Source organism: Hyphomicrobium sp. (assembly GCF_019744875.1).
In the GTDB taxonomy this organism is placed as follows: Bacteria; Pseudomonadota; Alphaproteobacteria; order Rhizobiales; family Hyphomicrobiaceae; genus Hyphomicrobium_C.
The window spans coordinates 850261-862435 of record NZ_JAIETU010000002.1 but is presented as its reverse complement, the minus strand read 5'-3'; the positions used below and the strand labels follow the sequence as shown (position 1 = coordinate 862435).

At 62.7% G+C, this 12175-nt stretch carries 11 protein-coding genes; 7 read left to right on the top strand and 4 right to left on the bottom strand.

Annotated elements, in window-relative coordinates:
• Positions 1-223 precede the first annotated feature (223 nt).
• The 3 genes from K2Y42_RS04100 to K2Y42_RS04090 all read left to right on the top strand — a co-directional run bounded on the left by K2Y42_RS04100 (position 224) and on the right by K2Y42_RS04090 (position 4834).
• A complete protein-coding gene (locus K2Y42_RS04100) occupies positions 224-577 on the top strand; it encodes a hypothetical protein (protein ID WP_291148763.1) in 354 nt (117 codons plus the stop codon).
• Between the two features lie 178 nt (positions 578-755).
• The gene (locus K2Y42_RS04095; protein WP_291148761.1) at positions 756-2099 is read left to right on the top strand and encodes a UDP-glucose/GDP-mannose dehydrogenase family protein; all 1344 of its coding nucleotides are present in this window, start codon (positions 756-758) and stop codon (positions 2097-2099) included.
• A gap of 125 nt (positions 2100-2224) precedes the next feature.
• Positions 2225-4834 (top strand): EAL domain-containing protein, encoded by a 2610-nt coding sequence (locus K2Y42_RS04090; RefSeq protein WP_291148759.1) that lies wholly within the window; start codon positions 2225-2227, stop codon positions 4832-4834.
• Positions 4835-4870: 36 nt separating this feature from the next.
• Here the strand turns inward: K2Y42_RS04090 and K2Y42_RS04085 are convergent, their stop codons facing one another.
• The 4 genes from K2Y42_RS04085 to K2Y42_RS04070 all read right to left on the bottom strand — a co-directional run bounded on the left by K2Y42_RS04085 (position 4871) and on the right by K2Y42_RS04070 (position 7781).
• Positions 4871-5338, bottom strand: coding sequence for a nuclear transport factor 2 family protein (locus K2Y42_RS04085; protein ID WP_291148758.1), 468 nt, complete (start codon positions 5336-5338; stop codon positions 4871-4873).
• 109 nt (positions 5339-5447) lie between these two features.
• Positions 5448-6314 carry a DMT family transporter gene (locus K2Y42_RS04080; protein WP_291148757.1) on the bottom strand — a complete coding sequence of 289 codons (867 nt, stop codon included), beginning with the start codon at positions 6312-6314 and terminating at the stop codon, positions 5448-5450.
• 22 nt (positions 6315-6336) lie between these two features.
• Positions 6337-6510 (bottom strand): hypothetical protein, encoded by a 174-nt coding sequence (locus tag K2Y42_RS04075; protein ID WP_291148755.1) that lies wholly within the window; start codon positions 6508-6510, stop codon positions 6337-6339.
• 254 nt (positions 6511-6764) lie between these two features.
• On the bottom strand, positions 6765-7781 hold the full coding sequence (locus K2Y42_RS04070) for a LysR family transcriptional regulator (protein WP_291148754.1): 1017 nt from the start codon (positions 7779-7781) through the stop codon (positions 6765-6767).
• Positions 7782-8075: 294 nt separating this feature from the next.
• On the opposite strand from K2Y42_RS04070, the gene K2Y42_RS04065 reads away from it, so the two are divergent.
• The 4 genes from K2Y42_RS04065 to K2Y42_RS04050 all read left to right on the top strand — a co-directional run bounded on the left by K2Y42_RS04065 (position 8076) and on the right by K2Y42_RS04050 (position 12141).
• Positions 8076-9011 carry a LysR family transcriptional regulator gene (locus K2Y42_RS04065; protein WP_291148753.1) on the top strand — a complete coding sequence of 312 codons (936 nt, stop codon included), beginning with the start codon at positions 8076-8078 and terminating at the stop codon, positions 9009-9011.
• A gap of 233 nt (positions 9012-9244) precedes the next feature.
• Complete coding sequence (locus tag K2Y42_RS04060) at positions 9245-10132, top strand: ABC transporter permease (RefSeq protein WP_291148751.1); 888 nt, start codon at positions 9245-9247, stop codon at positions 10130-10132.
• A gap of 4 nt (positions 10133-10136) precedes the next feature.
• Positions 10137-10967, top strand: coding sequence for an ABC transporter ATP-binding protein (locus K2Y42_RS04055; protein ID WP_291148750.1), 831 nt, complete (start codon positions 10137-10139; stop codon positions 10965-10967).
• Positions 10968-11076: 109 nt separating this feature from the next.
• Positions 11077-12141: an ABC transporter substrate-binding protein gene (locus tag K2Y42_RS04050; protein WP_291148748.1), complete on the top strand. Its 1065-nt coding sequence runs from the start codon at positions 11077-11079 to the stop codon at positions 12139-12141.
• The last annotated feature ends 34 nt before the right edge of the window (positions 12142-12175 follow it).

The window sequence follows — 12175 nt, the reverse complement described above, 5'->3', positions numbered from 1 at the left end:
GGCTCGTATCGAGGCGAAAATATGGCTGCATCAAGCCATTAACGTGAGTGGTGCGGGGAACGTGAGTTCCCCGCACTGCTGTTACAGAACCGCCACATTGCACCGCAACCACACATGCGCCGGGAAACGTTCATCCGCCCTTAACTACGGTCGAACATTCTTGTCATCAGCAATCTGAGGCCTCATCTTCTCGAGTCAGAAGAGGGTGCACGGCGGGGACGCAATGAAGTTGGTTGGGTACATTTGCACGGGCTTGGCGTTGACGATTGTCAGCGCGTCGGCCCTTGCGTTCCAGGAGCAGGGCGGTGCGCCTGTCGCTCCCGCGCCGACCGAAGCCCAGCCGGTCGCGCCGGCTGCCTCGGCCGGGCAAGATCTGAATTTCGCGACGCCCAAGCCGGCTGACACCAATGCGGGCACGGAAGTCCGCATTCCGGGCCTTGGCAAGCTCGGCGTGCTCCCCAAAATGGATTTCGGCCTGGAGCTCCTCTACGGCGCGAACGACACCAAGCAGCAGCCGGAAGCTCAGCAACCCACCGAGGACCTGACGATCCGGGGCTCTCTTAAGCATAACTTCTAAGCATAATTTCTGGCAGTCCAGCACGTCCCAGGGGACACAGCTAGAAGTGCAACGACGAAGGAGCGCATTGGCGCTCCTTTTTGTTTTTGCGATACTCCGCCAGTAAGTTGCGCGTATCCGGCACGGGGGCCAGACCACCCGGCCGAGACTGTGCGCCGGCATCGGGAAAGGCTCGTACATGCGCATCGCGGTCATCGGCTCCGGCTACGTCGGCTTGGTGTCGGGAGCCTGTTTGGCTGACTTCGGTCACGAGGTGACCTGTGTCGACAGCAACGCCGAGAAGATCGCGGCCCTGAAAGCCGGCAAGATCCCCATCTTCGAGCCGGGCCTAGAGCAGATCGTCGCCACCAACGCGCGCGCCAACCGGCTGCTGTTCACGACCGAGCTGGAAGAGGCCGTCAGGAGCGCGGAAGCCGTGTTCATCGCGGTGGGAACGCCGTCGCGGCGCGGCGACGGACACGCCGACCTCTCGTATGTCTATGACGTCGCCCGCAGCATCGCAGCGAGCATCACGCGCTTCACGGTGGTCATCACCAAATCGACCGTGCCCGTGGGCACCGGCGATGAGGTGGAACGCATCATTCGCGAGACCAACCCGGCCGCTGACTTCTGCGTCGTCTCGAACCCCGAATTCCTGCGCGAGGGCGCGGCCATCGAGGACTTCAAGCGCCCGGACCGCATCGTCATCGGCATCGACGACGAACGCGCGCGCGCCGTCATGACCGAGGTCTACCGCCCGCTCTATCTCAACAAGGCGCCACTGGTGTTCACGGCACGGCGCACCTCCGAGCTGATCAAGTATGCCGCCAATGCGTTCCTCGCGATGAAGATCACCTTCATCAACGAGATCGCCGATCTTTGCGAAGCCGTCGGCAGCGACGTGCAGGACGTGGCGCACGGCATCGGCCTCGACAACCGCATCGGATCGAAGTTCCTGCACGCCGGCCCCGGCTATGGCGGCTCGTGCTTTCCGAAGGATACGCTGGCGCTCGTGAAGACGGCGCAGGATAACGGCGCTCCCCTTCGCCTGATCGAGACGACCGTCGCCATCAACGATCAGCGCAAGCGCGCGATGGCCCGCAAGGTTGCGCGCGCCATCGGACCGGACATCCACGGCAAGACCGTCGCGCTCCTCGGGCTCACTTTCAAACCCAACACCGACGACATGCGTGATAGCCCCGCCCTCGCCATCGTGCAGGGGCTGCAGGACGGTGGTGCGAACGTGCGCGCGTTCGATCCGGAAGGCATGGAAGCAGCCAAGGGGTATCTCACCGGCGTGACGCTGGGCGCAGACCCTTACGCGATTGCGGAAGGCGCCGACGCGCTGGTGCTGGTGACCGAGTGGGATGCATTCCGCGCTCTCGACTTCGCGCGCCTGAAGAAGGTGATGAACGAGCCGCTGCTCGTCGATCTTCGCAACGTCTACCGCAGAGACGTGATGGCCCGGCACGGCTTCCGTTACGTCAGCGTCGGCCGCCCCAAGCAGGACATTTCCGTGGCCCTCAGCTCCGCCGCTGAATGATGTTACGCATTATCCGGCCACTCCGGCCGAAAGATTATGCAGTAAACGAACAAAAAATCAAAAGTGCAGGGTTTTATTAGAATTTTCCAGGTTAGGGTCCGAGAGAACTTGCTTCGGACAGCCTGATGACCCCCGCTTCTGTACGAACGGCAATTGCTGACGCATTCGTGCGCCTCCGGGCGCATCGCGATGCGCCGGTCGTGCTTTGTGCGGCGGTCGCCTACGGTCTCTCGGTCTATCTCGCGCTCAGTCTGACGCGCAACTCGACGAGCGTCGCAGCGATCTGGCCCGCTAACGCCTTCCTGCTGGCCGGCCTGCTCGGATGCCGGACGTCGAACGCGCGTGCCGTCCTGGTCGGCGTGTGCGCTGCAGCATGCGCGGCCGCAACGTTCGCGAATTCCGATCCATGGGGCGCCGTCATTGCCTTCCCTATCATTGGCATCTCGGAGAGCCTTCTCGCCTACAGGATCCTTCGCAACACGTTCGGCAAGCACGTCGCTCTCACCAATGGGATGAAGGTCGCGCAGTTTGCCGTCGTTTGCTTTATCGCGGCGCTCATTCCGTCGGCAGTCGGCGCGGTCGTCGTGGCCAAGGTTTTTGGGGGCGATCCCGCGTTCGCATTTGTGACCTGGTACCTGGCGGACAGCCTCGGTCTGCTCGTCATCACGCCGACCCTTTTGTTGATCCGGCAGACAGCAAGTTCATTCGAAAGCAACCTGACGGTCGACGATCTGGTTCGCCATTTCGTCATTCTGTCCGGCGCTTCGCTAGTCGTTTTCATGCAGTCGGCCGTGCCGCTGCTCTTCCTCCTCATTCCGGTCTCGGTGCTGATCGCGTTCCGTCTCGGTCCACGCTACGCGGCGATGGCCACGCTGTGGCTCACGGCCGTTTCACTCATTTGCACCCACCAGGGGTGGGGTCCAGCGGCGCTGATGGGCGATTCCGACACGCGCCTCTGGGTCGTGCAGTTGTTCTGCTTCGTCAATCTCCTGACCTCGCTCGGCGTCGCCGCCGAGCTGTCCGAGCGCGACCGCCTGCGGCGCGAGCTTGAGCGGGTCTCCGTGCTGGCCTCCGACAGGCGCCGCCAGCTCGACACGGCGCTCGATGCCATGTCTCAAGGCGTCTGCCTGTTCGATTCCAACAACCGCGTCGTCGTACGCAACAACAGATTCCTGAGCATCTACGGACTCGAAGCGGATGCCGTTCCGGCAGGCATGACGCTCGCCGATCTGATGGCGGTCTGCGCGGCGGCAGGAGCCGTCCCCGATCGCGCCGAAGCGCCCGTCGAACTCGGCGTCGACAAGGACATGGAGCAGCAGCTTCAGGACGGCCGCTACATACGCATCAGCCAGCGCGTTCTTTCGAACGGCGGGGTCATCTGCACCTACACCGATTTCACCGCCGAGAAGCAGGCGGAAGCCAAGCTGCTGCACCGCACCTTGCACGACGTTCTCACGGGCCTGCCCAACCGGCGTCTCCTGGTCGACCGCGCCGAACAGGCGCTCGCGGTTGCAAGGCGCGGCCGCAACACGGCCGTGATGCTGCTGGACATCGATTACTTCAAATCCGTCAATGACAGCCTCGGCCATGCCGCGGGTGACGAGCTGCTGAAGGCCGTTGCCGGGCGTCTTGCGGCGTGCGTGCGCGGATCCGATACGGTGGCCCGCCTCGGCAGCGATGAATTCGCCGTCCTGCTTTCGGAGGGCGACCATACCTGGGACCCGGCGACAGCCGCGCGCCGCATTCTCGAGGCGATGAAGGCGCCGGTCATGCTGGAAGGACGGCCGATCCGCGTCGGGATGAGCATCGGCATCGCCCAACCGCCCGCCGACGGCACCACGGTCGACGATATCCTGAAGTCCGCCGACGTCGCCCTCTACAAGGCGAAGCGCAACGGCCGGGGCAAGTTCGCGTTCTTCAATGCCGCCGAAGACGCGGGCGTCTGCTCGGCGCGCCGGCTTGAAAGCGAGCTCAGCCGCGCCGTCGAGGAAAACGAGTTCCGCATCGTCTATCAGCCCATCACGCAGGGTGCGTCGGGCCACGTCGCCGCGCTCGAAGCGCTCATACGCTGGGACCATCCCGATCTTGGAACCATCTCGCCCGCCGAATTCATCCCACTGGCCGAGCGCAACGGCCTGATCGTCCAGATCGGCGATTGGGTGCTGGAACAGGCCTGCCGCGATGCGATGCACTTGCCGCCGGGCATCAAGATTTCCGTCAATCTCTCGCGCGTGCAGATCTCGGATCGCAGCTTCGTGGCCCGCGTGGCGAAAATTCTGGCCCGCGCCAATATCGCACCGGGTCGCATCGAGTTTGAAGTGACGGAGACGGCCATCCTCGACGACGAGACGAATGCCGTCCGCGTGCTGGAAGAGCTGTGCGCGCTGGGCGTCTCGGTCGCCATCGACGACTTCGGCGTCGGCCAATCCGCTCTGAGCTGCCTCAAGAGCCTGCCCATCGGGCGCATCAAGATCGACCGGTCGTTCGTCAATGACCTCGCGACAGATCCGAAGGCACGGTCGATCTTCGTCGCCGTGGTGTCGCTTGCCAAATCGCTCGGCATTCAGACGACGGCCGAGGGCATCGAGACGGAACAGCAGCGCCTGATCGCCGCCATGGCCGGCTGCGATCAGCTTCAAGGCTACTTCCTCGGCCGCCCGCAGGATCTCGACCGCCTGGAACTCGAGAAGAATGCGCTGGGGACCGAGCGGGATCTGTTCGACATCGCGAGCTGATCGCTCCGGTGGCGTCGTGCCCCCGGCCCTGCGATTCTAAAGACCGAGATCCGACAGCCCGGGATGGTCCGCCGGCCGCGCGCCCTGCGGCCAATGAAATTTGCGCTCACTTTCCGAAATCGGCTTGTCGTTGATGCTCGCATAGCGCTTGCGCATCAACCCGTGCTCGTCGAACTCCCAGTTTTCGTTGCCGTAGGACCGGAACCACTGGCCGCTGTCGTCGCGCCACTCGTAGGCGAAGCGCACCGCGATGCGATTGCCGCCGAATGTCCAGAGCTCCTTGATCAAGCGGTAGTCGAGTTCACGCGCCCACTTGCGGGTCAGGAACTCGACGATCTGGGCCCGGCCCTTCGGGAACTCGGCGCGGTTGCGCCATTGGCTGTCCTCCGTGTAGGCGAGGGCCACGCGCTCTGGATCGCGGCTGTTCCAGCCGTCTTCGGCCATGCGCACTTTCTGGACGGCGCTTTCGCAGGTGAAGGGCGGCAACGGGGGGCGAGGCGACATGGGCAATCCTGTGAATGCTGTGGGGCCAAATCAGGAGCATGCGCCGCGAGGAGGCGCACCCACGAGGAATACCGCAGGCGATGCCGCTCCGCCAAGCCCGGCCGACGCCCTACGCGTGACCGGCCAACGCCCCGGTGCCCAGCGTGATGAGAGCAATCGCGATCCATTGCTGCGCGCTGATCGGCTCCTTCAGCACGACCCGCGCCAGGAACACCGTGAAGACGCTGAAGGTCGAGGCGACGACCATGGCGATGTGCGGGCTGGCCGACGTGGCGCCGGCGAGGAAGGTGAGGTAGCCGATGGCATCGAGCAGGCCTTGCAAGCCCAGGAAAGGAATCCACTCGCGCGGCACGCTTATCCGCGTCCGCTGCGCAAGCAGGATCAGCGCGACGAAAACCAATCCGGCGCACCGGCTGATCCACACCGTCTGCAGCTCTCCGAGAACAGGCGCGGCCGCTTGGCTGGAAAGCACGATCGCAACATAAGCGAAGCAGGCGCCGAGAGAGATGAGAACGGTCGTGCGCATTTCCGCCGCGCCGGTCTCACCGGCGAACTGGGGATGAGCGCCCGCGCTGCGCGCAATCATGATGCCGCCGAGGAGAATGGCCGCCATCGCAGTCCACTCCGCGGCGCCGGGCCGAAGCCCCATGGCGACGTTGATCGCGAGCACGAACACTGGGTGCGCGGCCACGATCGGCGCGACGATGGCCACCGGACCGCGCGCCAATCCGGCGTAAAGCAGGATGCACATCACCGAGACGCTGATGCCTTGCAGGATCGCCATGCCCCACCCATAGGGCGACGACACGATCTCGATCCCGCTCAATACCACCGCAAGCGTCGTGATGGTCGCGCCGACGAGCAGAACGGCGCCATAGGTCAACGTTGCGCCGATGGCGCGGCCGCTGAACCGCCCCATGAAGTCGGCGGCGCCAAGAGACGCGGAGCTGAGAGCCCCCCAAACAGCCGCAGTCATGCGCGCAACCCCGCGCGCGCCGTCAGTCGCGAGTGCGCGTTCCGTGTCCCCACATGGCAGGATCGGTCGCCAGGAATGCCCTGAGCTCGGCCTCGTGCTTGCGCGAGATCGGCCCGCCGACTGCAATCGCGCGCACGACGACGGCTTTGCCGATGATTTTCATCACGCGGAGCGCAATTTGTCCGACGGATTGCATGCGTATCCTCCCGCTGCGCCCAGCCGGTCGAGGCGAGAGTCCCCACAATGCCATTCCTCATCACGCGAAAAAAATGAACGCGTGGCCGTGAAGCCAGCGCGTTCAGTAAAACCGCGGGCAGACAGTAGTTGCCGGGGAGCATCGTGTCGGCCTCGCTTAGCCGGACTATTCAGGGCAACGCTCGTGAGAGCGCTCTCCTTCGGGAAGAAGATCATGGCAGACACACAGGCACACGCCCCCCTGACCTATTTTATTCATTGAGCAAACGGATGACGGCCGTCGCGCTTGGCCTTATCCGGGGGGATCGGAGAAGCGGATGCACCGTGATGGGGCGTGGCGGGGTGGCTGGCGTTCTGGCACGCTGCGGCCTGCTTGCCCGCGACCTGCTCCAGGAAGAGATCGACCACGAGCCGCCGCTGCGCATGCCGGTTCGTGATCGCGTAGACGTCGCAGGCGGAACCATGCGCTTTCGACGTCAACGGCCACAGCAGTCCCTTTTTGACGTCGGCTGCCGCCATCCGGTTCGGCAGCAGGCAAATGCCGAACCCGAGGATCGCGAGGCGCTTGGCCTCTTCGAGGTTCGGCGTCGTGGCAGCCACCCGTTTGCCCAAGCCGTGGCGCAGGCGATAGTAGGTCAGGCTGTCCGGCTCATCGGCCCCCGTGAGGATCAGCGGCTCCTGCGCGAGTTCGCTGACGGCATCGACCGTGCTGCCGAACAACGGATGGCGCTTTCCGCAGTACGCCAAATGGGTCTCGCGGGTCAGCAGCTCGTAGCGAAGTTCGGGATACTGCACATGGACGGGCGCAATTCCGACATCGACTTCGCTTCGCAGCACGGCCAGCGAGATCGCTTCCCACGGGGCGACCTCGATGTGCAACTCGACCAGCGGGCAGCGCGCCGTGTACGCAATCAAGAGCTTGTCGAACTTCGTGCTGACGAAATTGCTGATCGTGCGGAGATGAAGGCGCCCGCGCAGATCCTGCGAGGCGTTTTCGAGACTGGCGGGGATACGATTGACCTTGGCATAGACGTCGTTGATGCACTCGAAAAGGATGCGGCCCTCTTCGGTGAGTGCAAAGCCTGCGGGTCCGCGCCGGCACAACCGTTTTCCGACGTTTCGTTCGAGCCGCTGCAGCGCCAGGCTGATGGTCGACTGCTTGCGCCACAGGGCGTTGGCAGCAGACGACACGCCATTGGCCTCGACAATGCTGTGGAAGATCTTGAGAAGATTCCAATCAAGATCGAGACAGAATTTTTGATCTGCTTTCATTGCTTCCCCCGCACGACAGCGATCAGTTCCTTCAGTCGTCCAAACATCTTACCCACATTGATCAAACGATCAATGCGCACTGCAATATCGCAGGTGCACGCGTTTGGGCTGGAAGGCGCGGACGAGGCAAGCATAGCGGACGTCTATGATCTTCATGGACGGGCGGGGGCTATCGGCATCCGTGGCCGAGCGTATCATCGCGCCTGACGGACGGCCCATGGGAGCGCCACGTGGGAGCGCCATGGTTCGGAAGCGATTTGGCTTGGGCCGTCGAGTGTCACACGGGGCGGGCGATTGGCGGATCAAGATCAATTCAGCCGCAAACTGGATTGGAATCTCCTGAAGGTTTTCTATGAAATCGTGCAGGCGAAGGGCATCACCCGCGCCGCCGACGTCGTATCTCGCAAGCAGCCCGCGCTGAGCCTCGCCCTCAGGCGGCTGGAAGTCCACATCGGCACGCTGTTGTGCAAGCGGGGCGCGGGAGGGTTCGACCTGACGAGTGAGGGCGTCGCCGTTGCGGACGCCTGCAACCACGTCATGGAAATCGTCCGCGAGATTCCCCATCTGGTCGCCGAAGCCTCAGGCCAGGCGCGAGGGCGTCTCCGCCTGCACCTGATCAGCAATCTCGTTTGCCCGGCGCTGGACGACGCGATCGCGGCCTTCCACCAGAAGTTTCCCAAGATCGAGCTTCTCGTCACGGTCGCGCCGTGGGCTCAGGTCATCAACTCTCTCCTGCGCGACGAGATCGACATCGGCATTGGCCCCTCGCGGACCATGCGCGCGGAACTGAACTATCAGCCGCTGTTCACCGAGGTGCACCGCCCTTACTGCGGACACAGCCATCCGCTGTTCGGCAAGATCGTCGATGATCCATGCCGATTGCGCGATGAGCCGTTCATCCTGACAGGCGCTGACGAGCCCGATGAACTCTCCGATTTTCGCGTGAAAAACGGCCTGGGCAAGAACGTTGCGGGATTGACGGAGTATCTGGAGGAAGCGCGGCGCCTGACGATGCTCGGGGTCGGACTGTGCTTTCTGCCCGAAGGCTACGCCGCGCCCGATGTCGCCGCGAACAGGCTGTGGCCGCTCCTGCCAAAAGCGGGCGCGCCGCGCATGGATGTGTTCATCATCGAGAATCCCAATGCGTCCCGCCGGATCGCAGGCGCACGTTTCCGCGAAGAATTGTTGAAGCGAACGATGCCCCGTATCGCCCAGCCGGTTTCCGACTGAGCAACAGGATCTCGCATCCGCACATCGATCTTTGCGCGATGAGAATGCGCATGAATTTGCGAATTGAATTGAACGCCTATTCGCGCGCGCAACATGCAGCACATCAACGGCATCAATGTTTTAAATTCAAATTTTGGGCGTTGATGCAAAGCCTCGTTCCCCTATCCTCATTATCGCGACAATAAAAAAACTTTCGCGACAGGGGTGGTGACGCAGGATGGGACGGGTACTTGATGATGCGAAATATTGATCCGCACGCCCTTCAAGGGCAAGGCGCAGCGGTCTCACGCAATCCGGAGATCCAGGGCGCTCCATTTGTGCTCCCGAAGGAGCGGTTTCTCGAGCTTCGACTGCAACCCACGGCATCCAAATCCGTCGTTCTCGGCGTGCTCGGGTGCCTTTTGTTTCTCGGGCTGTGGGAAATTGCGCACTACGCGACGCCGGAATCGTCGCGAAAATTCATGCCGCCGGTCAGCGATGTCGTCACCGCGCTTTACACGCTGTTCGCCGAGCGCAACTTTCTCCACGACGTAATGATTAGCTGCTATCGCGTGTTTGCGAGCTTCGCTATGGCGTCGCTCGTGGCGGTGCCGCTCGGCATTGTCATGGGCTGCTTCGGAAACCTGAAGGCGCTGCTCAATCCCATCCTCTCCGGCTGGCGCTACTTGCCGGCAGCCTCCTTCATTCCGCTGCTGCTCGTGTGGTTCGGCCCCACCGACTCCGCGAAAATCGCGCTTCTCTTCATCGGCGTGATGTTCTTCCTTCTGACCCTCGTTCTCGACAATACGCTGGCGGTCCCGAAGGAGTTCGTCGAGGCGTCTCTGACGATGGGGGCATCCCGCCAGGAGGTCGTGAGGAATGTCGTCGTTCCCGCCGCCATGCCCGCGATCTTCGACTCGATGCGCAACATGATCGCCGTCGGTTGGACCTATCTCGTCATCGCAGAGATCGTCGGCGCACAGGATGGCATCGGAGCCGTGATGATGCGCGCCGGCCGCTTCCTGAACGTCGATGTGATCATGGCCGCCATTCTGACGATTGGCATTCTGGGCGTCGCGACGGACCTGCTGTTCAGGGCCGCCCAACGCTTCCTGTTCCCCTGGAGCATCGAGCGGAGATAGTCCCATGCAAACAATCGCTGCAACGCGTCCGGCGGAAAGTTCTGTTCGCCAAACCAACACGGTACCGCTTCGCGTTTCGAACGTGAGCAAGACCTACCTGAAGGGCACGTTCAAGTCCTTGGACAACGTGTCGTTCGATCTCCACGCCAACGAGATCACGGCGTTCGTCGGGCCGTCTGGATGCGGCAAGACAACGATGCTGCGGATCATCGCGGGCCTGGAATATCCGTCCAATGGCGGTGTGGAGGCGTTCGGAAAGCCGGTGCGCGGCCCGGGTCCGGACCGCGGCATGATCTTCCAGGCCTACACGTCGTTCCCCTGGCTTAGCGCCGTGCAAAACGTCGAGTACGGCATGCGTGTGCTGGGCGTTCCGAAGGCGGAGCGGCAGGAGAGGGCGCGTGATTTCCTCAAGCTCGTGCATCTCGAGCGCTTCGCCGATGCCTATCCGAAAAGCATGTCGGGCGGCATGAAGCAACGCGTGGCGCTTGCGAGAACGCTGTCGCAGAACCCGAACATTCTCTTGATGGACGAGCCGTTCGGCGCACTCGACGCGCAAGTTCGCTGGGAAATGCAGGAGCTGATGATCGAGTTGATCGAGCGCGAGCAGAAGACGGTCGTCGCCATCACGCACGATATCGAGGAGGCGATCTATCTCGCCGACCGGATCATATTCTTCACGCGCCAGCCCGGCCAGATCAAGGCGGACATCTCGCTCGATTTCAAGATGGGCAAGAGGTACCGGCAAAAGGAGGATCTGATCGCACTTCCGGGCTACGGCGAACTCGAACGCAGGCTCTTCGCCATGATGCGCGAGGAGATCAAGCGGGCCGACTGACGTCACGGATCAAATCTGGAAAATGTGACCCTGGGGAGGGACGACGATGCGCAAACTATGGATGGCGTTGTTACTCACGTGCTCTGTTCATGCCGGATCGACCGCCGCAATGGCCGCCGAGAAAGTATCCGTCGCGATCATTTCGTTCTCGCCTTACGCAGCCTGGTACATCGCCAAGGAGAAGGGCTTCTACAAGGACCTCGATATCGACATCAAGATCATCGAGGGCCTCTCCGAGAAGAATGCCGCGCTGGCGAGCGGTCAGGTCCAATGCATCAATAACACCGTCGACACTCTGGTTCTCGCGCGCGCTGGCGACCTTCCCATCAAGGTCGTCGCGTACTCGAACATGTCCTACGGCCTCGACAAGATGGTCGTGACCGAGGGCATCAACTCGGTGAAGGACTTCAAGGGCAAGAGGTACGGATCTGACTACGGCTTCCTCAACCATATGTGGATGCTGATGACGTTGCGCCGCGAAGGCATGAGCTTCAACGACGCAACGCAGGTGTCGATGCTTCCCCAGGAGAGCGCGGCCGCGTTCGCGAGCGGCGGTCTCGACATCGACGTCAACTACGATCCGTTCGTTGCCCAGTCGCAGAAACTCGCCGGATCGAAGGTGCTCAAGACGAGCCTCACCGACCGGACGTGGGAGCGCGGGCTGATTTCAGACGGCATCGGCTGCAACGAAAAGTGGCTCAAGGAGAAACCGGCGGTCGCCAAGGAGCTGCTGCGCGGCTGGTTCGAGGCCGTCAACTGGTGGAAGGAGAATCCGGAAGAAGGCAACGCCATCATCGCAAAGGGCCTCGGCTGGCCGGTGTCTGACGTCAAGCTGAACCAGCACGGCGCCATTCAGCTCAACCTCAGCCAGAATCTCGGCGCATTCGGCGTCGGCGGCAAGCCGCTGTGCGAAAGCCTGCCGGAAGGCGCACCCAAGGCTCCCGAGGGCAAAGGATGGGGCGAAGTGTTCGGCGGTCCAGATTGCGTTGCGGGATACGGGCCGGCGACGTGGGACATGTTCAGCGCGGTCTACGCGGAAGCGGGCGTCGCGCAAAAGACTGTCGCGGCCAGCGAGGGGCTGGATCCCTCGATCCTGAAGAGCCTCGACGCTGACGGCTACACACAGAAATACAATTCGAACAAGTGGATCGGACGCCTGGGTCTCGGCGACTAGCGCGCCAGACGCAGCGCGCAGTGAAACGGCAAGA